A 23,892-nucleotide genomic window follows, 5' to 3' on the forward strand; every position below is an offset into this window, starting at 1 on the left:
CAGAAGGCAGTCGGTTGATATGAGCAACTTTGAATTTCTTATCCCCGAATTCAAAACCCTGTTTGAGCCGGCCAAGGGCGCGGAACAACTGGTGTATTCCGACCCGCGTGCCTGCTGCATGCGTACTCGGCATGCGCTGGAGCAGGCGGTGCATTGGCTGTACGAGCATGACCGCGACCTGCGCATGCCTTACGACAACGGCCTGAATCTGCTGCTGACTCAGGTGGAATTTGTACGCCTGCTGCCGCCACAGATCCATCAGAAGGCGCGCTTGATTCAGAAGTTTGGCAATCAGGCGGTGCATGCCAATCAGCCGATTGGCTACAGCGATGCGATGAAGCTTGTTCGCGAGCTGTTTCATTTGCTGTTCTGGGTGGCGCGTACTTACACCCGCGCCAGTGACCCGAAAAGCATTGATGCCGCGTTCGACGAAAAACGTGTGCCGCAGTTGGTCAGCGTTAGCGAGGCAGCAGCCTTTACTCGTGCGGAACTGAAAAAGCAGGAAGTCACATTCCAGCAACAGATTGCAGTTCAGCACGGCACCCTTGAAGCCCGCGAAGCGGCGATTGCCGAGCAAGCCGCAAGCCTAAGTGAGCGCGAATCGCTGTTGGCGCGACTGGATGCTGAATTGGTTGCCACCCGTGCGGCGCTGGCCCAAGCCAAAGAGACCAATATCGCAGTACCGGATAACCATGATTACGACGAGGCCGACACTCGCCGTTTGTTTATCGATGTGCTGCTGCGCGAGGCCGGTTGGGAATTGGGCAAAAACGCTGACGCCGAAGTACCGGTAAGTGGCATGCCCAACGGGCAAGGCGAGGGTTTTGTCGATTATGTGCTGTGGGGCGCCAACGGCAAACCGTTGGCGGTGGTAGAAGCCAAGCGCAGCCTGAAAGACCCGGACGTGGGACAGCAGCAAGCCAAGTTGTACGCCGATTGCCTGGAAATCGAGAAGGGCGGGCGTCCGCTGATTTTTTACAGCAACGGTAACCACACCTGGCTGTGGGACGACCGCCGTGCGCCGCCACGCGAAGTTCAGGGTTTTTACACCCGCGATGAGCTGGAGTTGGCGATTCAGCGGCGTAGCCTGCAAACCGACTTGCGCGAACTGCCGATCAATAGCGAGATTGTTGAGCGGGCGTATCAACACCGGGCGATTCGAGCGATGACCGAATCACTGAGTCAGGGCCGCCGCGCCGGTTTGCTAACCATGGCCACCGGCACTGGCAAGACGCGGATGTCGATTGCCCTGATCGAGCTGTTGATGCGCGGCAACTGGGTCAAACGTGTGCTGTTTCTGGCTGACCGGGTAGCCCTAGTAAAACAAGCCGCAAATGCCTTCAAGGAGTTCCTGCCGGACTCCAGTCCTGTCAATCTTGTTACCGACAAAAATGGCCAAGGTCGGGTGTATCTGTGCACCTATCCGACCATGATGGGGTTGATCGACCAGATGGAGGGCGACCGTCGCAAGTACGGCGTTGGCCATTTCGACCTGATCGTGATCGACGAGGCGCACCGCAGTGTTTACCAGAAGTACGGCGCGATTTTCCGTTACTTCGACAGTTATCTAGTGGGCCTGACCGCTACCCCGCGTGACGAAGTGGATCGCGATACCTATCACCTGTTCGGTCTGGAAACCGGTGTGCCGACCGATGCCTACGGCCTGAGTGAAGCGGTGGATGATGGTTATCTGGTGCCGCCTAAGGCTTATTCGGTGCCGATCAAGTTTGTTCGCGAAGGCATCCGTTACGACCAGCTCAGCGATGATGAGAAAGAGCACTGGGAGTCGCTGGATTGGGGCGATTACAGTGCCGAAGGTGATGCACCTACTGAGGTGCTAGCGTCTGAGGTCAACAAGCAGCTATTCAACGAGCCAACCGTTGACCTGATGCTAAAGCACTTGATGCAAAATGGCCTGACAGTGGAGGGTGGCGACAAGCTCGGCAAGACCATTATTTTTGCAGTGAACCAAAAGCACGCCGATTTTATCGCCCGGCGCTTCAATCATCATTACCCGCACTTTAAGGGTGAGTTTGCCCGGGTTATCACCCATGCGGTGAGTTATGCGCAGACCCTGATCGATGACTTCAGCAGCAAGCTGAACAAGCAGCCGCAGATCGCCATTTCTGTGGATATGCTCGATACCGGCATCGACGTGCCACAGGTGCTGAATTTAGTGTTCTTCAAGGCCGTTCGCTCAAAGGTGAAGTTCTTGCAGATGATCGGCCGCGGCACGCGCCTATGCCCGGACCTGTTTGCGCCGGGTGTGCACAAGCGCGAGTTCGCCATCTTCGATTTCTGCGCCAACTTCGAATACTTCAACGAAAACCCTAAAGGCGCTTTGGGCGGTACGGCCGAACCGCTAGGCAAGCGGTTGTTCAAAGCGCGGCTGGATCTGCTGTCGTTGTTAGCGCCGAAGGACGTTCGCGAGCCTGGTGATCTGGCGGAAACCAGAGGCCGGTACGATGCCTTTGTCGAGCTGCGCACGGAGTTGACCGACGAGCTGCACGACGAAGTCGCGGCGATGAATAAGGACAACTTCATCGTGCGTACCGAACTTGAGCACGTAACCCGCTTTGCCGAGCGTGAAGTTTGGAATGCGCTGGATGATGCGGCGCTGGGTGATCTGCGCAGTCACGTCGCCGGCTTGCCGAGTGAGCGCGCTCCTGAGCACATCACCGCCAAGTTGTTCGATCTCCTGTGCCTGAATTTACAGCTGGCGTTAGTGCGCTCGACCAGCGACTTCGTGACGTATCGCGATAAGGTGGTCGAGCTGGCCAGCCAGCTAGAAGTGATGGACAGCATTCCGGCAGTGCATGCTGAGCTGGCGTTGCTTCAGGACGTGCAAACCGACGAGTACTGGCAGGACATCCGCTTGCCGATGCTTGAGCAACTGCGGCGCAAGATGCGCGAGCTGATCAAGTTTATCGAACGCCGCCCGAGCAACCCCGTTTATAGCGTGCTGAGCGACGAAATTGGCGAAGCGACGGTGGTCAACCTGAAGGATTTCAACACTGGCATCAATCTGGAGCAGTACAAGAAAAAGGTCGAAGCCTATATCCGTGGCAACGAGAATCACGTGGCAATCGCCAAGCTCAAATTCAACCGGCCGCTGACACCGAGCGACCTGAGCGAGCTGGAGCATTTTGTCTACGAGTCGGAACCGGTTCAGAGTCGCGAGCAATTCGAACAGTGCTATGGCGCTGACCAGCCGCTGACTCTGTTGATCCGCTCATTGGTAGGCTTGGACCGTAACGCCGCAAAAGAGGCTTTCGGTCAATTCCTCGACGAGAACCGCTACAGCAGTCAGCAGATTCGTTTTGTTGAAATGATTATTGAGCGTCTCACTCGGCAGGGCGTAATGGAGCCGGGCCAACTCTACGAGCCGCCGTTTACCGCACTGCATCATGAGGGATTAGACGGTGCGTTTGGCGACGCTGATGCCAACGCGATCATTTCGGTGATCACCGCAATCAAACGCAGTGCGGCCGCTTGATGGCGACTGACTCAATAATGGGCACTGCCTGGTTTGCACTGGCGTCGGGGCCTGTAGCATTTGACTAAGCGAGTGGCGACAGTCGCCATTTCTGTCGCCATGCTGCACGCCACGGATCACGCAGGTTGTCGCCGGTGTCGCCGCTGTCGCCAACAGGTGAGCGCTCACCGTATCGGCACGACGTTGTGCTCCCTGGTTTGATTGATCGCAGATGCCGACAGGTCGCCAGTGGCCGCTTTCTGGATGTGCTCACTCCACCAAGCCATCATCGGACGTCGGCGCTCGATGTAGTCAGCTCGGTTGTAAGCGCTTCGGACTTCGTCCTTGTCGACATGCGCCAGCGCGACTTCGATCAGCTCCGGATCCCACCCATGCTCGTTCAGGATGGTGCTGGCCATGGAGCGCATGCCGTGGCTGACCAAGCGGTCCTGGAAGCCCATGCGTTTCAACGCCATGTTGGCAGTCTGACTGTTGGCGTGGGTGCGCGGGTTTCTATCTGCCGGGAACACGTATTCCCTGTGGCCGCTGAGGGGCTTGAGCGCCTCCAGTAACGCGAGTGCCTGTTCGGTCAGCGGGATGGTGTGGGGACGACGCTTTTTCATGCGCTCCGGCGGGATGGTCCAGATGCGTTTGTCAAAGTCGATGTCTACCCATCGGGTGGTAGCCGCCTCGGCAGGACGGGTCATCGTGTGCAGTTGCCATTCGATCAGACAGCGAGTGATCCGCTTGATGCTGGCATTCGCGATTTCCAGAATGAGCTCCGGAAGCTCATCAGGTGCAAGCGCAGCCATGTTCTCTTTCTTCGGCTTCTTGAATACCGCCCGGATACCGCTGAGGGGATTCGCGAAGATCATTCCGGAGTTGACCCCGTAGGTCATGATCTCGTTGAGCCGTTGGCTCAGCCGTTTCACTGTTTCCAGGCTGCCTTTGGCTTCGATTGGGCGAAGGAGCTTGATCACCATCGGTGCGCTGACTTCCGAGATCGGTGTCGATTTCATGCTCGGAAAAACGTGCAGTGTGAGTGAGCGCCAGATGTCTTCAGCATACGCCGGCGTGACCGAGTCCTTCTTCAGCTCGAACCAGGCGGTGGCCACATTCTCGAACGTGTGTTCGGTCTCCGCTCGTTTGGCCGCCTCCAGCTCATTGCGCTGAGCTTTGGGGTCGATGCCCTGCGCGAGTAGCTCTCTGGCCTCAACCGCTTTCTTCCGGGCTTGCGCCAGAGAAACCTCGGGATAGGAGCCGAGCGCCATGTTGATTCGATTCTTGGTAACGGGATGCCGGTAGTTGAAGTTCCACTGCATCGAGCGATTGACCCGGACGCGGAGCTGAAGCCCGTCACCATCGGTGAGGACGTAGTCCTTGTCTTTGGGTTTGACAGCCTTGAGCTGACGGTCCGAGAGGCGGGCGGTTTGAGCGCACATGAGAAGTACTCCATGTCAACTTTTGGTATTCCCAAGATTAGCGCTGGGTAGCCGGGAATACCAATGGGAATACCAATGTGGCTGGAACTCAAAAACCCTCTGCGGAGCCCAGTAGCTCTTAAACCCTTGATTTCACTGGATTTCAGGCACAAAAAAAGACGTCCGTGGACGTCTTTTGATGTTGAAGTGGTGGAGCCGGGGGGATTTGAACCCCCGTCTTATGCCCAGCTTACGCGGCTTGTGGCGCGAAGGCTGTCATAAAGCTGTCATTTTTGGTTGCGCCTCATTATTGATCTTCAAACTCTTCCCCGTCCTCTTCCAGTAGGGACTGTTCTAGATTGGCAGGTAGACTTCCCAAAAGACCATCGAGCTTGATAGGTTCCAAAATAGGTGCTGACCGCATTCTCTCTTTAGCTCCTGGATCTGAGACGTCTATTTCATTAAATCTTTTTTCTAGCTTTCTGAAGTGCGCGTATGATCCGATGTCTACTGCAAATGCTTGATACGTCCCTGGGACTGACTTGTGTGTCAGCGCCGTACCGCAGTTGTGAATTATTCTGTAATCCAACAGGCGATATATCAAGGCGCGCCAAGTGTCATTTTGCTGTAAGATGCGCTCTTCAATTACGAAAATATTGCTTTTTTTATCAAGGCAGAATGTGCGTATTAAATAGATGCCTTTAATTAGGTCGTCTTGCTCGTCTGCTTTAGAATCCTGCTTCAGTTCTTCAATTTTTCGTTCGAAGTTGTTTCTCGATAAAAGCCTTACTTCGTCTTTCCCGATTTTTTTTGTGCCGTCAACATCTACGTCGTTTAATAACTCAAGGAATAAAGAGAGAACATCACGAGGTACACCTCCGCCGGCCATAACCAACCGGGCAAACCCTTCGCCCTTAAATAACCCCTCTATATCTTGAGGTTTCAATCCAGCTTGCTCGCCAAATTGTACGAGAATTGCCCTGTTTTGGTCTTCGGTTTTTTTAAAGTTACTAAATGTATAATCAATATCGATAGGCTGATAGTCGTGCCGCTCTTGTGCACCGATTGGCTGACCCTCTCTGTCTACGTACAGAGTGGATGAGTGTCGCAAAGTGGCTATTTTGAAGTAAATAGGAAGATCTTTGCACAGCCTATGGACATAATCTACCACAAACGCTTGATCTGTCCTCTTGAGGTGATACAGGTCATCAATTTGTAGTAGTAGTCCCTTCACAACCCTAGACTGTTTGAAGATATCTCGAAGATACTCTTTTAGTCGTGGCAGCCATCGGTCTAGCTCTTGAAGTTTTTCAGTGTGAATGCTGAAAGATCGCTCTGTCTCTTCCCGTTCCTTCGCCTCGTTCTTGCCACCTAGTTTAACATGGTCGATATCAAAGCCAGCCTCTAAGGTAGCAGTGCCTTCTGAGCTATTTTTCCTCTTTATTTGTTCGTCTTGAATGTCGGCGGAAACTTGAAGTTCGCGCAGTTTTTCAAGTATTTCGGAAACGATTTTCTTGAGTTCTCTCTTTTTTCCGAACCATCCCGTAAGGTTTCGATCTAGTTCTCGGAATATAGATGCAAGAATTTCGATAAGGACATTTGGAAATGAATGTCTTTTAAAATCTTCACAATTAAGATATACGCTTTTAAGATCAGGTTTCAGCGTCCGGGACGAATGATGCAGAAGAAGCGTCTTACCGCATCCTCGACGAGCAAATATCGCATGGTTCTGCCTCGATTTAGCATCTTGCAGTGCAGTACCCACACTGACGTAGTCAAGAGGTGCATTGCCCAATTGAACGCGGAGATTTTCTGAAATCACCTCACGAAGTCCATCCATGTCTGCTCGTTTCATGCGTAAATCCTTCCTTGTTTGAGAGGGCAATCTACCTCTCTCTACCATTGGGTTCCACAGTTTTTTGAGAAGGTCCGTCAAGATCAGGCTGGAGAAGACTTTCATCGTGAAGCCTCAGATTTAGACGGTCGAGCATCGATGCAGCTGCCGGAAGCAAAGGCACCTTCGGCTTTACTACCTGCATCTACGTTCGAAAGGGGCATCCACCTACCATACACACGAGCAATCATGGTCCAGTCGGTATGCCCCATTTGCTTCGCAACCCACATCGGATGCTCGCCAGCAGAGAGCATCATCGATGCATAGGTGTGCCTAGTCTGGTATGGCCTGCGATATCGAACACCGGCCTTCTTCATTGCAGGCATCCACATCGTCTTCCTGATCGGCTGATCGCCAGCCCAACGCACCAGGGTGCGCGGGTTCTGGAATATCTCGCCACCGGCCAAGAACGTGTGCCCCTTCTGGGCTTTCAATGCCTCAAGGGCAGGGCGCAACAGTTTGACGCTCCGTCGGCCGGCGGACGTCTTGGGCACCTCGGCGATGCCACCTGCTGCCTGGGTCATCGCTTTCGTGATCATCACCTCGCCGCGGAGCCAGTCCACGTCGCCCCAATCCAGCGCTACTAGCTCGCTTGTGCGCAGTCCCGTCCACAACGCGAACTGCACCAAATTGCGAGCCTGGCCCTGCAGCGAAGCGAGGATCGCGGTCTGTTCTTCCGGCGCGAACGGGTCGACGTCGTCATCCTTTGGCGGCGCCTCCTTACGGGAGTAGGTCCAGCCAGCCAGCGGATTGAGCTCGATCAGCTCCTCATCACATGCGTCGTTCAGCGCCGAGCGCAGGCAGCTCTGGATATTGCTCAAGGTCTTGTTGCCGACCTGCAGCGCATCCAGCCAGTCGCGGATGATCTTTCGCTTGAGATCGACCAGCATGTGATGGCCGAGGGCAGGGATCAGGCGCAGCTCGACGATCTTGCGGTACCCATCAAAGCTGCTGCTCGCGAGGTGTTTCTTCTTGGCCGCGAGCCACCTGGTCAGGAAGCCGTTCACCGTTTCGCGGCTCGCTTCGGGCGCAAACTTCGCCGCCCTGGGCGAGCCCGGGAAGGTCACTGCGTAGTCGAATGTGCCGATCGAGATCGCGTGCTCAATCGCAGCCTTGTGCTGTTCGGCCTTCTTCAGATTAGTGGCGGTGGGCTTGAGTGTGATGCGCTCGCGGCACCGGACGCCCCGATACATGAACGTGATTTCGATGCTCGAATCGGAGACCGCCCGAACTCCCCGCCCATCTCTACCCATCTCTCATACCCCTGCACATCAATGATCGTCCGGCCATCCGGCGCCCTGTTCCATACTTCGCCGAGCCGCCAGATTCCGTCGCGGATCTTGGAGCGGATAGCATCTTCCGAGTAGCCAGATTCGGCTGCGAACTTCTTCACGGTCATGTAGCGCATGGCCTACTCCTGACGGGTCAGGTTTGGGTGAATGCTCGAAACCGTCACACCGGTGCGAGATGGCGCGCTGTGCCGCCGCCCCTGCCGGCTGGCCACCACCTTAGCTTCGGCGCCGTCATGCACGGTCAACGCCGGGGTGGCGCGTACCATGGTGCCGTCCGGGTGCTGGTGATAGGTCGGCACGCCGTAGAACGGCCCGCCGGGCGCGAATGGGTCGGGGAGCGCGTTGGGCTCATCCAGCATCAGTTGCTGGAATTTGCGCATGAAGAGGTTGAACAGTGGGCCATCCTTCCAATCAGCGGGATGACGGCCCGACTGCCTGCTGGCGCTTTCCTCAAGGCCGGAAACGAAGGCAATCGCCGATATCGCCCTGGATTTGTCCTCGGCGTACTCGAGCACTTCCGCCCGGTGTACAGGGTTCACCTCCAATAGGTCGCATATCCCATCGAAACCATAAAGGGCTGTGATGTCGCGGTCGACCGAATACAGCCAGTCGGCCAGGTCGACCATGCTGCTGCCATAGTCGTCACGCAGCTCTTCGCGCATTTCTTTGAGGTGCGCCACTCGCTTCTCGGTGAATGGCAACCCAGCTTTTGCCTTCCTCAGGGCGGCGTTAAGCAGGCTGCTGCCCCACTCTGTTTCGGCCACGTACACCCTGGCCATCCGCCGAGCAATGATCAGTTGGCTTCGTGGGCTCAAGTGGGGAAGCGCAGCGATCTCTTGCAACCGTTCGGCATGCTTAGGCTTCATCTGCATGTGGGCGTGCCTCCAGAGAATGGTCCACGATCACCTCGATCTTCCAGAAGTGCTTGTAGCCAGTCGAGGTATCTTCCGAGCTGTGATAGCCACGGATACGCACGCCTGGCTCGTCCAAGTTCAACCCGTGCAGTTGGGCCAGCAGGCCGCACAAGGCGCGCGTGACATCCGCTTCGGACACCGTGGCGGTGTAGGTCGTGATGTTGGTGTGGGCAGTGTGCGTTTTCATGGCGTCACCCCTGGCGCCGCCGGATGCGGCACGATGTCGTAAATCACCTGCTTTACGTGCGCCAAGTATTCGCGGGCCACATCATCGGCGTAGCCGGTGGCTTCATCGACCATGCGCTCGATATCGCTGCGCGCCAGGCGGTGCCCGGTCAAGCGCAGCCATTCCTGAATGAGCCCGGCCTCGATGGACTCGCGCACGCAGATCCAAAACCAGGGGTCGGCAAAGTGGGCTTTGTCGTCGCTCATGGCCGTACGCTCGAGCTCGACGTTCAGGTCGGCCATGAGGGGCAGCGGAGCAAGCGGATCATCAATTGCTTTGCCGATCACGGCGCTGTCGGTTGCCGTGAGCTGGCCAGCACGCCAGCGCACGATCAAGCTAAGCGGCAGCACGACCATGCCGCTGGGTTGCGTGTCACGGGTCATGGTCGCGCACCCTTCTTCTCGATCGCCGGCTTCGATTCGATGAAGGCGCTACCCTCAGATAGGCCGCCTACGTGGCGCATGTATTCGACCTCAACACGCGCACTATCGACGATAACCTTGGCCACGTTGCTTACCGCATCGGCCTTTTTGACGGCCTTTTCGAGATCTTCACCTTCGGCGTCAGCCAGGTTTTCCAACGCCACGAACAGGTGGTCGCGCAGATCCGACAGCTTATTTTTCATTGCCGCGTTTCCTCTTGATAGTTTTGCGGATCTCGTTCTGCAGGTGCAGCACGTCCAGGACTTCCTCGGGCAGGCCCCGGTATCTGGAATGGGTACGTAGGTGAATTTCGCCCAGAGTTCGTAGGCAGAGGTTGTCAGGCGATACGTTTCGAGGATTCCCATCTCTGGCGGAAACCTGCATGCCTTCCGGGACCGGTCCGTGGGCTATCTCCCACGTGTGGATGTGCAACGGTTTCCAAACGTCTGGCTGAGCAATCTTGATCAGCGTGTACCTGCCTTTTCGATGAGTAGCGCCAATAGGGCGGTCGCATCTGCCGGGCATCCGACCTAGACGCGCACACGTATCAGCGAACGCAGCCCGAGATTGCTCGGATCGAACGGCGGGATCCTTTTTCAACCCGAAAGCGCAGGCCCTGCAGCCAATTGCCGCGTCAGAACGGCCGGGCAATAGGGCGAGGATTTCCAGCTTGGTGCTGCTCGAATAATGCTCACGGAGCACTTTGTCCTCGACTTCCGTCCATTTCTTCACAATCCGCTTGGCCATGATCTAGGCCTCAAGGCTGGCCAGCGCGATGTCACGCTGGATTTGAAAGTGATTGCGCAGCACCACCCCGGGGTTGAGGTCGCAGGCCTGGGCCAGGGCCACCACGTCGGCGAAGGTGGTTTCGGGGCGCTGTAAGGCTTGCCACAGCAGCAACAGGCGCTGAGCGAGGGTCATGACCGCACCTCAGCCAGTGCCGCCACCAACTCATCGGTGCGCCCGTAAAACCGGCCTGAATCTTCGTTCACGAACCGCTCGACGACCTGGGCCACCTTGTCGCTGTCGGTCAGTCCGGTGAAGGTGCGCGCCACGATTTGCAAATCGTCAAAATGTGGCGCGTGAATGAAGGCCTCCGGCTTGATGACCAGCGACTTCACCGGCCGGATGCCCTTGCTGCCCGATACCCAGTTCGAATCCGGCACGCACCAGGGCATCATCGTCATGCACCAGGCGGTGGCGGCGTGGTTCTTCTGGGTACTGGACCAGTAGTCGTGCGAACACTGGAACCCCTGGGGCTTGCGCGCGGGCCCTTCGAACCAATCCGGCAGTTGCAGCAGGTTCGTGCGCATCAGCTGCAGTTCTTCAATCGACGGGATGTACCATCCCCAGGTGCCGCGGACGTTCATGCTCAACACCTTCTTGGCGATGGTGCTGCCTTCGTTGGCCATGGCCAGGGTGTTGGCCAGCCCGTCGTAACGGCAGGTGGCGCCATGGATGCGCGGGCGTGGGCCGTCGTGGTCCCACCAGCGCGCCTCGCATTCGAAGTCCTGGCCAGCGTCGATCAGCGCATGTTCGGCACCATTGAAGTACAGCCGGCCGGCAAAGAACCCACCAGCGAGCGGATGGCCGATGGCAGGCAGGGCAGCGGGGGAGATTTCGCGGCGCTTCATGGCTGGCCAGCCTTGGCGCTTTCCAGCGCCGCCTCCAGAGCATCCAGCAACGCAGCCTTGCGCTGACGGCCGTTCAGGTACTCCTTGATCGCTTCGACCATGACGGAATTCATCGAGCGCCCCGAATCCAAGGCTTGTTGTTCCACCATCTGGCGGACGTTGTCAGGAAACCGCACGACAAATTTGTCAGCTAAACGGCTGTTGTATCCGCTGTTCTGCATGGCTTTCTCCAGGCAAGCCGATCCCCGGCCGCGATTTATGGCTTTCGCAAAATGGTTGTGGGTGTCACTGGGCTGGGCACCACCAGATGCCCACCGCACTGACGCCCTGGCGCGTCAGGCGATCAAGATGCCTTGAGTGGTTTTGGTTTCGTCGTGAGGTTCTGGGGTGGGGAACGTGCCGGTGGAGAAACCGATCAGGCCCAACCGAATAGCTTCTGCGACCAGAGCAGAGCGCTTGAACACGCCCAGTTTGAACATGGCCGACTCAATGCGGCCCTTGATGGATCGAGGTGATAGGCCATCCATTTTTGCAATCTCCTTGTCGGTATGACCAGACGCCACAGCAAGCACACAGGAGAGCTCACGTTCGGCAAGTCCCTTACCGAGGAAGCCAACCCAGGGGCCTGAGATAATCATCTGGTTCATTTTGCGTACCATTGGTTCGTGGTTTTCGCAAAGAATGGACCGGGGGATCTTTCGTGTCAAGTACCAATGGTACGCTTTTTGGGCGAAAAAAAACGCCCGTGGGCGCTTTTCGTAGAATCCATCTCAGTGAAAAGTGGCAGACCAGAAGACCCGGCCCAGTATCACTATCTCAGAATCACGCATCTGCTCGGCGCTGTATTCCTCGTCAGGATGCTCTTCTCGATTGAAGCTTCTAAGCCTAATCCCGCCTCCAGGCAATCGATAAAGGGTCTTCACGCGTAGCTGTCCTGCGTGAGCTAAAGCGTAAATTTTCCCATCGATCACGGTCGTCGCCCCCTTGTTGATAGCAACTGTGCTTCCGTCCGGTAGGACTGGCTCCATTGAATTTCCGTGCACAGGTACGCAAACGGCCTGGTCAAATTGAACCGAATGCTTTCTGAGAGTCATTTTCCCAAAACGAAGCTTAGCCCGACTGCTCTCTCTGATCACTGTCCTTCCACTCCCTGCTGACAGCTCTACTTCGCGCAGGAATGGAATCTCCACCTCATCATCATCAACAGGCGTGTCATCGTCCCACTCGCTTATCGGGATGATATCAGGTTGGAAAGGTACTAATGGCAATTCAGTATCATTATCTGAAGCAGGTTTTCGACGACGCATTATCCTGGGTCTTGCCCCTCTGTCGACCGGATCACTTAGCTCAGAATCACTTCTAGGCGCATCAACACCACTCACGCGCTCCAGATCTCGGTCACCTGCACCATTGAAGCCGGCGTCGTCTAAATCTCCTCCAAGCCCGTAATCGCTAGCAATCACCTCCCTATCAATCGGGGTGCGATCGGCATAAAAAGCATCATTGAATTTATCATCCTCAATCTCCCACAGAAGCCACGACGCTTTGACCTTGAGGAGCTTGGCCAGGCTGAGAAGCCTCTGATTTGTGGGATGAGCAGTGCCGTCAAGCCACTTTGCGACGGCTTTGGGGGTGACGTCCATATCGCGAGCTAATTTCGCAACTGCGCCGTATCCGTCGTAACCAGAGGTCTGCATTAACGCGCGTAGACGATCTGAGAACGAAGCGTATGAAGTCTTCTTGGTAACCATGAGTCCATTTTGCCTTCACTTGACGGTACTGTCAGTTCCTTCTTAAAGTGTACCTATGGTCCTTACTGGTACTGATTATGAACCCTATCAAAAGGGCTGTCTCAGCCGTTGGCGGCGTCGCAGCTGCGGCCCGCTTGTGTGGTGTCTCAAGCCGCGCGATCAATAAGTGGGTAGCGGCCGGGCGATTACCGCGCACAGAACATACTGGTGAAACCTGTTACGCCGAACAACTGGCCGCCGGTAGCTCTGGCTCAATTTCCGCTGAGTGGATTCGCAACCAATCAGCTCGCGCTTATCACGCTCTGAATGAAGGCCATCTTACAGCGATGCGCACCATCGGTTCAGCGCCGGAAAGCCGTGTGGATATGTACAGTGGTTAGTCCGCACAATGGTGCTGAATAGCCATTAGCTTTTTTGGATATCCAGAAAAGCAAAACCCGCCTGGCAGCGGGTTCTAGGTCCTCCACCTGGCAGTGGAGTTTGCTACATCATCTTTCGAAATGAGGTGACGCTATGTCACGCCCTGAAAATACCAAAACGCAGCCCTCGCTGCAACTACCAACGCTTGGACGTCTTGAGTTCGGCGGCATCAGTACGGAGAGCCTTTACATTGAAGCGGGCCTTGATCTCAGGGTTGGCCTTTACTTGGCAGCCGATATCTCTGATGGGGTTGAGCAACTGTGCGACCGCTTGGGTGATGCGATCAACAACGGCGAAGTCGCGTATTTGGCTGAGGTCCGCGCACTCGGCCTGCTTAGCTCGATGTCTTCTGCGCTTTCCCGTGGCGCTTGGTTCGCTCTGCGTGGGGAGGACGAAGAATGACGCTGGAATCTCTCAAGGCTGCCGATGCGCTTCGTTCAGTCCCGAAGCCCCGCGAACCACAGCCGACAATCGTCGGCCTGGGGGAATAGCGATGGCTCTTCAAACCATTTTCGCAGACCGCCTCGAAGATTCCGTCCTAACCATAAACGGGTTGGCTGAAGTGCTGCGAGACCAGATCGCCCAGCGGGGTAGCGACCCAGCCCCGCAGTTGAGCGACGTGGGCATCGACGCCATTCTCGGCGCCATCGTGATCATCAGCCGAGCCGCCCACGACGATCTTTGCGAATTGATGAACGATCACTTCCCGGGCGCGACTGGAGGTGATCAATGAACCTGATCGCCAATACCGCCACTATGACCTCGCTCGAAATCGCCGATCTGGTGGGCAAGCGGCACGACAACGTGAAGCGCACCATCGAAACACTGATTCAGCGCCGTGTGATTACTTCTCCTCAAATTGAGGAAAAGCCCACCGGTGGGCGCCCTACGGCGGAATACGTGTTCACCGGCGACACCGGCAAGCGCGACAGCCTTGTGGTAGTCGCGCAGCTCAGCCCCGAGTTCACCGGCGCGCTGGTGGATCGCTGGCAGACACTCGAATCCCGAGTCGGCCGCCCTCAATCCATGGCCGAGCAATTGCTGGCCAGCGCCCAGGTGCTGGTGGGCATTGAGCAGGAGCAGCTCCGGCAGCAGCTGGCGCTCGAGCGCGTGGAGAGCCGGATGGAGGTGGTCGAGGAACTGCGCTTCCTCTCCGCCAGGCCGTCTGGCTTCGAATCCATCACCCACGTCCGCGAGCGCATCAACAAGCGCCACGGCCTGCCTGGCTGGCTTATCGACCTGGTTATGCGCGATCTGCCGCGCAGCCCGTTGCCGTTCGCCATGGTGAAGTCCGACCACGCCGAAGAGCGCGCCCAGCCATATGCCATCTGGCCCACGGCCGGTGTGACCCGCCTGTTCGATGAATTTGTGCGCGAGTGCACGCGGGTGACGGCCGAGCGCGCTACCCACCCCGAGATAGCCCAACGATTCAAGATCCGCCCGGAGGCTGTATGAGCCGCAAACCAACCAAAAAACAACTCGAGGCCCTGATCATCGACCTGTCGATTCAGCACGCCCAGGCCAATCTGGTCGTGAAGCGCCGGCGTAACGAGCTGAACGATGAATACCAGCGTTACTTCCGCGTCCATGGCGACCCCGAAGCCGGCTTTCGGGGCATCCGGCCGGATGATCCACTTTATGCCGGCGTCATTGAGTACACCAACGATGCCCATGAACGGCTCTGCAAGGCCAAGCAACGGCGCTACAGCGCCAAGCGCCGGCTGGATTTGGCAATACGCCGGTTGATGATCCTCACCGGCGCCAGCTTCGCCGTGCCTGGCTTCGAGCCATCCAAGCCTGTGCCGCCCAGACCAGCGCGTATCCGGCTGGTCCCGCGCGTCAATGCCCTTGGGAGGACGTTGCAATGACCGACCAAAAAGACAAAAAGCCAACACTGCGCAAGCTCACCTGCCTGCCGTACTCGCTTGCCGAAGTAGATGGCCTTATCGCCATCAGCCAGCCAGGGGCCAACGGCGAAGAAGACGACGTGATCTTCATCAGCCTCGATCAGGTGGATGTGTTCGAAGCGCACCTGAGCATCTTCGCTGGCGAGATGCGGGCGGCCGCGCAGGGAGTTCAGTCATGAAGATCCAGGCCACTTACGAAACCGAGGTGTACGTCGGTGGGGAAGGTCACATCGTCATAAAGCAGCAGGACCCCTGCGCCGCTTATGGCGTAGACGATCAAGTAGTGCTGCTTTCCAGCGGACAGGCAAAGCTAATCGCCGCTGAATTGATCCGTCTGGCCGCAGAGTTGGAGGGTGATAATTAATGGCTCGTGCACGCAACATCAAGCCAGGCCTGTTCACCAATGAGCTGCTGGTCGAGCTGCCCGCGTTCGACCGACTGCTGTTCATCGGCCTTTGGTGCCTGGCAGATCGTGATGGCCGGCTTGAGGATCGCCCCAAGCGGATCAAGCTGGCTCTTTTCCCGTATGACACCTATGACGTGAGTGAGGGCCTTGGGCGCCTTGCCGCCGCTGGGTTCATCGACCGCTATGAGGCAGAAGGCTTCACGGTGGTCGAGATCGTGAATTTCCTCAAACACCAGAAGCCACATGGCTCAGAAAAGGACGGGTGCTTGCCCGATAAAGACGGCTATTTAAACGTTAACGACCGCAAAAAAGGCGTAGTGATACCAGGTACTCAACGCAAGATACACGTTAAATGCGGCAGAAATAACGTTAAATCGACCTCGGATAACGTTGACCCAACGTTAGATAACGGTCCGATAACGGTAGATCCACCGTTAGATAACGCCCTGATTCTCCGATTCTCTGATTCTCCGAATCCTGATTCTCCGAATAAAGATCAAGAGCAAAAAGCTCTCGTCGCTTCTGCCGAAGCAACGGACGGGGATGACGACGATGATTCCGGGGAAAACGATCCGTCCGAACAAGCGAGTGCCGGAAAGCCTGACCCGTACACCGCGGAGTTCGAATCGTTCTGGCAGGAGTACCCCAAGCGCAACACGAACAGCCCGAAGAAGGCGGCCTGGCGAGTGTGGAAAGCTCGCGTTCGGGAAGGTATCGATCCCTCGGACCTGATCACCGCAGCACGGAACTACCACACCGAGCAGCGCGCCCTGGGCAAGGTGGGCAGTTCCTACGTGAAGCACCCGGCGACATTCCTGGGGCCCGATGAGTGGTGGCGGGAATACCTGCGGCCTGCTGGCCAGGCTTCCACGCCTGATCAATCCGACCCTACCGTCGTGGATGGCGTGAAATACCCGCGGCAGGTGCCGAAAGGCTACCAGTGCACGGACCAAGAGTTCTGGGGTTTCGACGTGTTCGCGAACTACGTGTATCACCGCGCGACTCACGACCATGACTACACGCCGAAGAAGCGGGGAGGTAGCGATGCCAACTCCGTCTGAGATCGCGAAACGGTTGGCCGATCGTGCACCGGAGGTGGCTCACCACCTGCTGCCGGGCGGCAAGCGTGAAGGCCACGAGTGGCGTGCTGGTGATACGTCAGGCGAGAAGGGCAAGAGCCTGGGGGTGCGCCTCACGGGGGACAAGGCCGGGATGTGGTGCGATTTCAACACGGGCGAATCCGGCGACCTGCTGGACCTGTGGCGTGAAGCCCGCCGGTGCGACATGCGGACCGCGCTGGCCGAAGCCAAGTCGTATCTGGGCGTGACCGAGCCCGCGCTGAAGAGCCCGGGGGAAGGTCGCAAGCAGTACCAGCGCCCTGAGAAACCCAAGTGCGCGACGCCCAAACAGGACTCGCCGGTGATGGCCTACCTGAAGTCCCGCGGGCTCACCGAGTCGACGATCAAGGCGTTCAAGATCGCCGAGGACGGTCGAAACATCGTGTTCCCGTACCTGCGGGACGGGGCGCTGATCCACTGGAAGACCATGGGCGTCGATCGGCCAGGGGGCAAAAAGCAGATTCGCACAAGCGCCGATTCAGAACCGTCCCTGTTTGGCTGGCAGGCGATTTCGGAGGGGGACCGGGAGGTCACCATTACCGAGGGTGAGATCGACGCCATGACGGCGTTTCAGAGCGGCAGAGCGGCATTGTCGGTGCCCTTCGGTGGCGGATCTGGCGGAAAACAGCGTTGGATTGAGTATGAATTCGAAAATCTTCAGCGTTTCGACACGATATTCCTGTGCCTCGATTCTGACGAACCCGGACAGCAGGCCACCGAAGAAATCGTCAAGCGGCTGGGGCGGGAACGGTGCCGGTTGGTTGATCTGGGCTGCAAGGACTTCAACGAGGCGGTGAACGCCCTGTACTACAGCCGTGATGACATAGACGACTGCTACGCCAAGGCCAAGAACTTCGACCCCGAGCGGTTGAAGTCGGCGGCCCGGTACATAACCGAGGTGGAGGCCGAGTTCTTCGACCGCAACCCCGAGTTGATCGGCATGGAACTGCCGTGGGAATTCGCCCGCGACAAGATCCGCTTCCGACCGTCCGAGGTAAGCATCTGGACTGGTTGGTCTGGTCACGGCAAGAGCCAGTTGCTGAATTACCTGGCGTTCCACGGCGTGAACCGCAAGGGCAACGAGGACAAGTTCGTCATCGCCTCGATGGAGATGCCAGCCCGCCGGACGCTGCAACGGATGGTACGCCAGGCTTCGGGCATGAGTTCGCCATCCCGCGGCTACGTACGAGCGATCCTCGATCACCTGGACGGCAAGATTTGGATCTACGACCAGGTGGGCAGCGCGAGGACTGGCGAAATGCTGGAGGCCTTCAGGTACGCCGCGCGTCGGTATGGTGTGAACCACTTCATCGTCGACAGTCTGGCCAAGCTGGGCATGGCCGAAGACGACTACAACGGCCAGAAACAGGCCATGGAAGCCTTGACCGAGTTTGCCCACGAGATGGACGTGCATGTGCACCTGGTGGCCCACCCGCGCAAGGCCGAAGACGAGTCGAAACCCCCTGGAAAGCTGGACGTGCGCGGTGGTGCCGTGCTCACCGACTTGGCAGACAACGTGATCACCGTGTGGCGGAACAAGCGCAAGGAGAACACCCCAGGAGACCAGGTCTCCGACGACGACCCCGACGTGAAGATGGTCATCAGCAAGCAGCGCCTCAACGGCAATGAGGGCGTGATCAAACTCTGGTTCAACAAGGGTTGTTACCAATATTTTTCCAACAGCGCCCACCGGCCCCGTTGCTGGGTGGAGTACGAAGGTCAACGGGAGCAAGCGGCATGAAGATTTTCGACCGGATACGCCGGCGCGTACCAGCCACACCGCGCTACCCCGAGGCAGAGCGCATTGCGGCTTCCCTCCGCGATCACCCCGGCGATTGGGCCTGGGCTCATAAGGGGTACACGATCACGCATGTGCCCAGCGGCTTCAAGTTGTGGGTGGCCAATGGGCAAGGCCACCTGGCGGAATGCACCGAGGGCAAGGACATCAACTTCAGCAAGCCCGAGCAGGCCATCATCTGGCCGGCCGTCGAGGGCTGGCTGGCGCGGAGCAAGGTCGGGTTCAGCGGCCGGCCAGCGAAGCCACGAATCACTCGGTTCGAGGGCTGCTATTTCTGCGAGTCAGCGCAGCACCCTTGGCGCGGATTCGGGCATACCCCTGAAAACGCTTACTGGTCCTGGCTGGCTGCGATATCGGTGCAGGCCCGAAAGCGACTGCCCAAGGATTTAGTTTTGACGGTTTGGAGTGCGAAGCCATGAGCAAGGTTAGATCTGCTGTACCACGAAAGGACATGCTACCGCATGAGCGTCAATTCCTGAAGCGTGCGGGTGAGGGCTTGATCGGTGAGCCCGCCGGCGGCGCTCAGGCCATGGCCGCGTTGCTGGATATGGTCGCCAGTTGGCACGGCTTCCGCGGTGATATTGAGTTCGGTGAGTATTGCAAGCGCTGGGTCACAGAGGGCAATTGCAAGAACAGGGCGGCTGAGGAGCTGCTGCGTTCCATGCTCGGTCTTGACGACAACCCACCACCCCGGCGCATTCGGAGGGCCGCATGACCATCTACAAGGATGCAGGACACTGCATTGGGCGGATAATGTCGATCGAGATGCACGACGGTACCGCCAAGGCGCCTTGGCAGCGCAAGTACAAGGCCGGGTTCACGGAGCTTGATCGGGATGTCGTCGACGACGGTATGTCGCCCGAGGAACGCACCACCCAGGACGCGATGACCCGGGCGATGCTCAAGCGCCTGTTGCCCGAGGTACAATGGCAGGTGCTGGTGGCGAAGTTCAGCATCAACGACAACGAGGTTCGGGATGCTGCGGCCTACCTGACGCCCCGCGTTGTCACACCGGCGCATTTCCTGTTCCGAACGAAGTGTGTGATGGCGTGGATCGTTCCCGAGCGGCGGAATCGCTTGCCGCCAGCGTTCTACGAGATCCAAACCTGGGACGTAGACGGCACGCCCGACCGGACGCTGCGGCGCTGGCGCGCGATCACCAAGCGGTGGCTCGATGATCAAGTAAACGCGGCCCACCTGGCGGTGGAGGGGATTCTTACGGAGCATGGCCTACGTTTGAGCGAAGCGGCTTGACAGTGACCGAGTGACCGCGATAACTTCTAACCTGCGGTTCGGTGCGTGAGAAGGTACACGGCCGGACATAAGAGCCCAGCCATAGCGCTGGGCTTTTTGTTTTATTGCATGGTAGCGCAGTGGTCACCTCGCCGGGCTCATAACCCGGAGGTCGGTGGTTCGAATCTATCTCTTGCAACCAGTTACGCATGCGGCAGATCCAGCGAGGGTTCGCTCTGCGGGTCATCAGGCCGCCTCTACGGAAACCGACAAACGTTTACCCAGGGCTGCCAGCGCAGCTTCCACCTGTTCAATCTTCGAGCTGTGTTCGAAGTCCAGCAGCCGGTCAACTTTGGTCTGGGAAGAGTGAAGCGCCCGGGCCAGGTCGGCTTTGCGCATTCCTGCCTCCCGCATGGCGTTCCAAAGCGAAACCTTGGCGGCCACCAGCGTGGGCAGGTGGACCAGATGCTCGCCATCTACCGGCAGGGTCGGAAGCGGAATCGGCCGACCCTGATCGACGTAGATGGTTAGAGCGAGTTCGAGCCCGGCAACGGCGTTCGCCAGAAGCTCTTCAACGGTATCGCCCGCGCTGTGAGCTTCTGGAATATCGCGGCACGAAGACCAGAACGACCCGGCTTCGGCATGGACTTTAACGGCATAGCTGTACATGGTGTGGTTCCCCTATCTGTGTGGCTCATGAGCTGCGGTTCAAAAGGGTAGAGCCTCAATCCTTGAGGCCCAGTTGTCTGATGATCGCCTTCCTAAGTCCTTCGCCGATTTCCTTGGCTCCGTGGTCTGGAAGGATCGTTTGCTTGCCGTTGAGGTAGATCTTGAAGTGTTTGTTACGGCGCTTCGAGATCTCTACTCCGTGGGCTTGCAGCCACCTTTTGAACTCGTTGTAACTCATCAGCCCTCCTGTGTGTCTTGCTGATGGGTTCATTATACATCATAAATGTGTTAATGCAACACATATGATGTATTTGTTTTGTGGTGTGCCACTGCCTGGGTGGACCCTTCGGGGAGAGCCAGGACGCCGCTAGCCGATCAGTGTGGCGATTGCAGAAAACGTCGGCAGCCGAAGGCCTCTTCCTCTCAAGACTCCAGGGGTTGATTCGGTGGGCAGCTGGGAAGACAGCACAAATTCAGAGGCTCGTCATGGTGGCGGGCCTTTTCTATTTCAGGGGTCTGCATGCAAAGCCACGACTATGTGCCGGGCGTGTCCGGCTGGCGTATCGACGACGAGACTGGCGATTTCGAACTGAACAGTGCTTCGTTCCAATCGACCAGCGCGGAGCCCAAGCCCCAAGAGATCGAGGTGGTGCTGTTCGACATGCGCACCGACGAATTACCCACGTCGGCCCGTGATCTGAGCGACTTCCTTCGCCAGGCGACAATGGCTGAGCCCGGCGCCCGGGACGCGAAACTCGAGTTCTACACCGAATGGTATGGCGACTACACCGAGCGCCGCGTAAAGACTACGTACCGGCGCATGGAGACAATAGAAGAGCTGTGCGCGCGGCTGGAGAAGGCCAAGGCGCCCAAGATGGCAGCTTTGAGCTTCCTGTTTGAAGGCGGAAAGTTTGCCATCCTAGCCAATGGTGTTCCGCGCTGCCGCATGGGCAATCTGGATAAAGGTCAGCCCTTCAAGGTCGAGGATGGCCAACTGGAGATCAGCGGAGCCTTTATCGATGAGGGCACGATCAAGAACGCGAAGATCGCTGACTCTGACCAGACTGGCCAGGCCGAGGTAGCGTCAGTGCTGGCTGAGGGTGTCGGCATTGAGCCTTGGACGGCTGAGGACGCCAAGCAGGCCGAAGAGCAATTCGCCCAACGCGTGCGCAAGGTATTGGCCAACGAGCTTCGCCCTGGCCGCATGCTTTACCGCCGCTAATAGCTGCCTAGTTGGAGTAACCCATGGTTGACCCTACGGACCTCGGCGCAGGCACAGTCACCTCGCTGGGTGTTACGGGAACCGTGTTGTTGGGTGCATTTCTCTGGTTGCGCAAGTTCCTTTCCAGGGACGCCACAGAACGCGCCATGGACAACGCCGATATCGGCACTGTCCGTCGCTTGAACGAACTTCTTGATTCCGAACGAACCGCCCGGCAAGCCGCCGAGACGCGGGCAGATCAATTCGCCAAAGAACGAAACGAACTCGCCGCCGCAGTTGGCCGGATGGAGGGCAAGATCGAAGCCCTCACCAGCCAGGTCGCACAACTCACAGACAAGGTGACCACCCAAAGCACCGAGATTTCTCAGCTGCGGTCACAGGTTGGGGGCGCCGTCTGATGCACCGAATCGCTATGGAATTTATCGCTCGGCTCTGGTGGCGCAGGGCAGAGGTCTGGCTAATCGCCGCGCTCCTGATCGGTGGCGGCGGCATCTTCGGTTTCCAGATTGCTCAGTGGTCGCTGGCCATGGCCTACATCAAGCAGGTCGATGTCGTTCGCGCCGCGTATGACGAAGCGCTGAGGCAGCGCGACCTGCGGATGGACAACATCAGCAGCAAGACCGAGCGCGCCACCGAGAAGGCCCAGGAAGCAGCCAGCACGGCCAACCAGGCTGCGAGCACCGCGAAGGAAGCTGCCGAGAAGGCGGGCCAGTAGCGGCGCCACGAATTCAGCAGCGCCCATGTCGTGGCGCGCCTACCGAGGCCGAGAAGCCATGAACCTGCTTGCCTGGATCAAAACCCTTTTCACCAAAACCACCAAGGAGCCGACCATGGCTGATACCGCATCTACTGCAGCTGCCGCGCCCGCTGTCCCCGAAACCCCAGCCATCGTTGAAACCACAGCGATCGACACCGACAAGCTGAAGGCGCTGCTGATCACCCTGGGCCACGACATCGAGGCCGAGTGGGAGCATCTGGTGGCGTTGGCCAAGAAGGCGGCGTAACCGCCTATAGAGTTTCACAACGCTAGCGGGGTACATGAGCAATGGAGCGCAAGCCACCGCCCACTGTTGAATGGCGAGGCCGTCCACATGGATGGCAGCCGCCACCCGCACCACCGCCAATGCGAACGTTCACTGGTGATCACGCCCCAACCATGGGTTTGATGCTTGTGTGGTTGGTGTTCCTGGCGGGAGTAGCCCTTGGAACCAAGATAGCCGGAGGTTGGTGATGGCCTGTTCAACCTGCGCCCGAACCAGAGAGTGGGCGGCCAAGTGGAGTCGAATCGCATATGAGCGAGCAAGCAAAATCATTGCAGGTGGTGACGATACTGCCGCCGCCCAACCAGCACCCCGGCAGCGTTCAGTTGGCCATGGGAACCAAGGTGATCTTGAGCGACGGAAGTGAGCTGGCCGGTGTTACTGCTGTGAGCCTGAAGGCGGAAGCCGGTGGTGTATGGGAAGCGACCATCAGCGTGCTGCCCCAGATCATCCAGCCAGTAGTGGCTAATGCCGAAGTGGTCGAGATCGACGTGACCACGTTGGTTGATGATGCGCGGCAGTACGCGGCGACGTCGCCATGAGCGAGCACGAACAATTGTTGGCGGCCCTGCACCAGCAGACCCAGGCGATGCAGGCGCTGACCCAGGCGGTAAGCGAATTGGCCCAGAGCAACCGGGACATGATCGACTATCTGGCTCACCAGCAGGGAGAGGGTGATGACCAAGAGCCCACAACCTACCTGGATGGAACGCCTGTGGTGGGCCGGCGCTGATGGCCAAGCTCAAGATGCTGAAGCCCAGGATCAAGATGCTCGACACCTCCAAGGTGAAGGTGAGTAAGCCCTCTGAGTGGGGTTCAGGCCGTGGCGGCCGCCCATGGCGCCGGATACGCGAGAGAATCCTACTTCGTGATCAGTACACCTGCCAGGTCTGCGGTCGTGTCACCACGCGGCTTGAGGTCGACCACATCATCAATGTTGCGCAGGGTGGTACTGATGACGATGCCAATCTCCAGAGTATCTGTACCCCATGCCACAAGTCGAAGACGGCTCAAGAGTCCGCAGCAGGAAGAGGATAGGTTACGGCTTGA

34 protein-coding genes are annotated in these 23,892 nt (G+C 57.8%); 19 read left to right on the top strand and 15 right to left on the bottom strand.

Features of this window, described 5'->3' with window-relative positions:
• Positions 1-19: 19 nt before the first annotated feature.
• Positions 20-3,496 (top strand): DEAD/DEAH box helicase family protein, encoded by a 3,477-nt coding sequence (locus HAQ05_RS20870; protein WP_190424113.1) that lies wholly within the window; start codon positions 20-22, stop codon positions 3,494-3,496.
• Between the two features lie 164 nt (positions 3,497-3,660).
• On the opposite strand, the gene HAQ05_RS20875 is transcribed toward HAQ05_RS20870, so the two are convergent.
• The 13 genes from HAQ05_RS20875 to HAQ05_RS20935 all read right to left on the bottom strand — a co-directional run bounded on the left by HAQ05_RS20875 (position 3,661) and on the right by HAQ05_RS20935 (position 12,669).
• On the bottom strand, positions 3,661-4,917 hold the full coding sequence (locus tag HAQ05_RS20875; protein WP_190424115.1) for an integrase domain-containing protein: 1,257 nt from the start codon (positions 4,915-4,917) through the stop codon (positions 3,661-3,663).
• 286 nt (positions 4,918-5,203) lie between these two features.
• A complete protein-coding gene (locus HAQ05_RS20880; RefSeq protein ID WP_190424117.1) occupies positions 5,204-6,751 on the bottom strand; it encodes a P-loop NTPase family protein in 1,548 nt (515 codons plus the stop codon).
• 101 nt (positions 6,752-6,852) lie between these two features.
• A complete protein-coding gene (locus HAQ05_RS20885; protein ID WP_190424119.1) occupies positions 6,853-8,043 on the bottom strand; it encodes a tyrosine-type recombinase/integrase in 1,191 nt (396 codons plus the stop codon).
• A gap of 158 nt (positions 8,044-8,201) precedes the next feature.
• Entirely contained in the window at positions 8,202-8,954 is a 753-nt protein-coding gene (locus HAQ05_RS20890; RefSeq protein WP_190424121.1) for a hypothetical protein, read from the bottom strand.
• Entirely contained in the window at positions 8,938-9,183 is a 246-nt protein-coding gene (locus HAQ05_RS20895; protein ID WP_190419139.1) for a hypothetical protein, read from the bottom strand. The genes HAQ05_RS20890 and HAQ05_RS20895 overlap by 17 nt, the downstream gene beginning before the upstream one ends.
• On the bottom strand, positions 9,180-9,605 hold the full coding sequence (locus tag HAQ05_RS20900; RefSeq protein ID WP_190424123.1) for a hypothetical protein: 426 nt from the start codon (positions 9,603-9,605) through the stop codon (positions 9,180-9,182). The genes HAQ05_RS20895 and HAQ05_RS20900 overlap by 4 nt, the downstream gene beginning before the upstream one ends.
• Entirely contained in the window at positions 9,602-9,847 is a 246-nt protein-coding gene (locus tag HAQ05_RS20905; protein ID WP_190424125.1) for a hypothetical protein, read from the bottom strand. The genes HAQ05_RS20900 and HAQ05_RS20905 overlap by 4 nt, the downstream gene beginning before the upstream one ends.
• Positions 9,837-10,391 carry an HNH endonuclease signature motif containing protein gene (locus HAQ05_RS20910; protein ID WP_190424127.1) on the bottom strand — a complete coding sequence of 185 codons (555 nt, stop codon included), beginning with the start codon at positions 10,389-10,391 and terminating at the stop codon, positions 9,837-9,839. The genes HAQ05_RS20905 and HAQ05_RS20910 overlap by 11 nt, the downstream gene beginning before the upstream one ends.
• 3 nt (positions 10,392-10,394) lie before the next feature.
• On the bottom strand, positions 10,395-10,565 hold the full coding sequence (locus HAQ05_RS20915; RefSeq protein WP_190424129.1) for a hypothetical protein: 171 nt from the start codon (positions 10,563-10,565) through the stop codon (positions 10,395-10,397).
• The gene (locus HAQ05_RS20920) at positions 10,562-11,278 is read right to left on the bottom strand and encodes a hypothetical protein (RefSeq protein WP_190424131.1); all 717 of its coding nucleotides are present in this window, start codon (positions 11,276-11,278) and stop codon (positions 10,562-10,564) included. The genes HAQ05_RS20915 and HAQ05_RS20920 overlap by 4 nt, the downstream gene beginning before the upstream one ends.
• Positions 11,275-11,499, bottom strand: a complete 225-nt coding sequence (locus tag HAQ05_RS20925) for an Arc family DNA-binding protein (RefSeq protein ID WP_190424134.1) — start codon at positions 11,497-11,499, stop codon at positions 11,275-11,277. Before HAQ05_RS20925 ends, HAQ05_RS20920 begins: the two co-directional genes overlap by 4 nt.
• A gap of 114 nt (positions 11,500-11,613) precedes the next feature.
• The gene (locus HAQ05_RS20930) at positions 11,614-11,925 is read right to left on the bottom strand and encodes a helix-turn-helix transcriptional regulator (protein ID WP_190424136.1); all 312 of its coding nucleotides are present in this window, start codon (positions 11,923-11,925) and stop codon (positions 11,614-11,616) included.
• 123 nt (positions 11,926-12,048) lie between these two features.
• Positions 12,049-12,669: a S24 family peptidase gene (locus HAQ05_RS20935; RefSeq protein ID WP_420825786.1), complete on the bottom strand. Its 621-nt coding sequence runs from the start codon at positions 12,667-12,669 to the stop codon at positions 12,049-12,051.
• Positions 12,670-13,542: 873 nt separating this feature from the next.
• Between HAQ05_RS20935 and HAQ05_RS20940 the strand changes: the two genes are divergently transcribed.
• The 11 genes from HAQ05_RS20940 to HAQ05_RS20990 all read left to right on the top strand — a co-directional run bounded on the left by HAQ05_RS20940 (position 13,543) and on the right by HAQ05_RS20990 (position 19,932).
• Positions 13,543-13,851 carry a hypothetical protein gene (locus HAQ05_RS20940; RefSeq protein ID WP_190424138.1) on the top strand — a complete coding sequence of 103 codons (309 nt, stop codon included), beginning with the start codon at positions 13,543-13,545 and terminating at the stop codon, positions 13,849-13,851.
• Between the two features lie 91 nt (positions 13,852-13,942).
• Positions 13,943-14,182 carry a hypothetical protein gene (locus HAQ05_RS20945; protein WP_190424140.1) on the top strand — a complete coding sequence of 80 codons (240 nt, stop codon included), beginning with the start codon at positions 13,943-13,945 and terminating at the stop codon, positions 14,180-14,182.
• Positions 14,179-14,904 carry a Rha family transcriptional regulator gene (locus tag HAQ05_RS20950; RefSeq protein WP_190424142.1) on the top strand — a complete coding sequence of 242 codons (726 nt, stop codon included), beginning with the start codon at positions 14,179-14,181 and terminating at the stop codon, positions 14,902-14,904. The genes HAQ05_RS20945 and HAQ05_RS20950 overlap by 4 nt, the downstream gene beginning before the upstream one ends.
• Positions 14,901-15,317 carry a hypothetical protein gene (locus HAQ05_RS20955; protein ID WP_190424144.1) on the top strand — a complete coding sequence of 139 codons (417 nt, stop codon included), beginning with the start codon at positions 14,901-14,903 and terminating at the stop codon, positions 15,315-15,317. The genes HAQ05_RS20950 and HAQ05_RS20955 overlap by 4 nt, the downstream gene beginning before the upstream one ends.
• Positions 15,314-15,535 (top strand): hypothetical protein, encoded by a 222-nt coding sequence (locus tag HAQ05_RS20960; RefSeq protein ID WP_190424146.1) that lies wholly within the window; start codon positions 15,314-15,316, stop codon positions 15,533-15,535. The genes HAQ05_RS20955 and HAQ05_RS20960 overlap by 4 nt, the downstream gene beginning before the upstream one ends.
• The gene (locus HAQ05_RS20965) at positions 15,532-15,720 is read left to right on the top strand and encodes a hypothetical protein (protein ID WP_190424147.1); all 189 of its coding nucleotides are present in this window, start codon (positions 15,532-15,534) and stop codon (positions 15,718-15,720) included. The genes HAQ05_RS20960 and HAQ05_RS20965 overlap by 4 nt, the downstream gene beginning before the upstream one ends.
• Positions 15,720-16,823: a hypothetical protein gene (locus HAQ05_RS20970; RefSeq protein WP_190424149.1), complete on the top strand. Its 1,104-nt coding sequence runs from the start codon at positions 15,720-15,722 to the stop codon at positions 16,821-16,823. Before HAQ05_RS20965 ends, HAQ05_RS20970 begins: the two co-directional genes overlap by 1 nt.
• Positions 16,807-18,621: a bifunctional DNA primase/helicase gene (locus HAQ05_RS20975; protein ID WP_190424151.1), complete on the top strand. Its 1,815-nt coding sequence runs from the start codon at positions 16,807-16,809 to the stop codon at positions 18,619-18,621. The genes HAQ05_RS20970 and HAQ05_RS20975 overlap by 17 nt, the downstream gene beginning before the upstream one ends.
• Positions 18,618-19,097, top strand: a complete 480-nt coding sequence (locus tag HAQ05_RS20980) for a hypothetical protein (protein WP_190424155.1) — start codon at positions 18,618-18,620, stop codon at positions 19,095-19,097. The genes HAQ05_RS20975 and HAQ05_RS20980 overlap by 4 nt, the downstream gene beginning before the upstream one ends.
• A gap of 32 nt (positions 19,098-19,129) precedes the next feature.
• Positions 19,130-19,393, top strand: coding sequence for a hypothetical protein (locus HAQ05_RS20985; RefSeq protein ID WP_238935082.1), 264 nt, complete (start codon positions 19,130-19,132; stop codon positions 19,391-19,393).
• Positions 19,390-19,932 carry a hypothetical protein gene (locus tag HAQ05_RS20990; protein WP_190424157.1) on the top strand — a complete coding sequence of 181 codons (543 nt, stop codon included), beginning with the start codon at positions 19,390-19,392 and terminating at the stop codon, positions 19,930-19,932. The genes HAQ05_RS20985 and HAQ05_RS20990 overlap by 4 nt, the downstream gene beginning before the upstream one ends.
• Positions 19,933-20,157: 225 nt before the next feature.
• On the opposite strand, the gene HAQ05_RS20995 is transcribed toward HAQ05_RS20990, so the two are convergent.
• Entirely contained in the window at positions 20,158-20,580 is a 423-nt protein-coding gene (locus tag HAQ05_RS20995) for a type II toxin-antitoxin system HicB family antitoxin (RefSeq protein ID WP_190424159.1), read from the bottom strand.
• 55 nt (positions 20,581-20,635) lie between these two features.
• Positions 20,636-20,818 carry a type II toxin-antitoxin system HicA family toxin gene (locus HAQ05_RS21000; protein WP_190424161.1) on the bottom strand — a complete coding sequence of 61 codons (183 nt, stop codon included), beginning with the start codon at positions 20,816-20,818 and terminating at the stop codon, positions 20,636-20,638.
• A gap of 282 nt (positions 20,819-21,100) precedes the next feature.
• Here HAQ05_RS21000 and HAQ05_RS21005 point away from each other — a divergent pair, with 282 nt between their 5' ends.
• The 7 genes from HAQ05_RS21005 to HAQ05_RS21035 all read left to right on the top strand — a co-directional run bounded on the left by HAQ05_RS21005 (position 21,101) and on the right by HAQ05_RS21035 (position 23,880).
• A complete protein-coding gene (locus HAQ05_RS21005; protein ID WP_190424163.1) occupies positions 21,101-21,802 on the top strand; it encodes a phage tail tip fiber protein in 702 nt (233 codons plus the stop codon).
• 23 nt (positions 21,803-21,825) lie between these two features.
• Positions 21,826-22,200 carry a chemotaxis protein gene (locus HAQ05_RS21010; RefSeq protein WP_190424164.1) on the top strand — a complete coding sequence of 125 codons (375 nt, stop codon included), beginning with the start codon at positions 21,826-21,828 and terminating at the stop codon, positions 22,198-22,200.
• On the top strand, positions 22,200-22,517 hold the full coding sequence (locus HAQ05_RS21015; protein WP_190424166.1) for a hypothetical protein: 318 nt from the start codon (positions 22,200-22,202) through the stop codon (positions 22,515-22,517). Before HAQ05_RS21010 ends, HAQ05_RS21015 begins: the two co-directional genes overlap by 1 nt.
• Positions 22,518-22,575: 58 nt before the next feature.
• Positions 22,576-22,806 (top strand): hypothetical protein, encoded by a 231-nt coding sequence (locus HAQ05_RS21020; RefSeq protein WP_190424168.1) that lies wholly within the window; start codon positions 22,576-22,578, stop codon positions 22,804-22,806.
• A gap of 287 nt (positions 22,807-23,093) precedes the next feature.
• Positions 23,094-23,384: a hypothetical protein gene (locus HAQ05_RS21025; protein ID WP_190424170.1), complete on the top strand. Its 291-nt coding sequence runs from the start codon at positions 23,094-23,096 to the stop codon at positions 23,382-23,384.
• Complete coding sequence (locus HAQ05_RS21030) at positions 23,381-23,575, top strand: hypothetical protein (protein WP_190424172.1); 195 nt, start codon at positions 23,381-23,383, stop codon at positions 23,573-23,575. The genes HAQ05_RS21025 and HAQ05_RS21030 overlap by 4 nt, the downstream gene beginning before the upstream one ends.
• Positions 23,576-23,610: 35 nt before the next feature.
• Complete coding sequence (locus HAQ05_RS21035) at positions 23,611-23,880, top strand: HNH endonuclease (protein ID WP_238936559.1); 270 nt, start codon at positions 23,611-23,613, stop codon at positions 23,878-23,880.
• Positions 23,881-23,892 lie beyond the last annotated feature (12 nt).

The sequence above is a fragment of the Pseudomonas typographi genome (assembly GCF_014694385.1).
GTDB classification, from domain to species: domain Bacteria; phylum Pseudomonadota; class Gammaproteobacteria; order Pseudomonadales; family Pseudomonadaceae; genus Aquipseudomonas; species Aquipseudomonas typographi.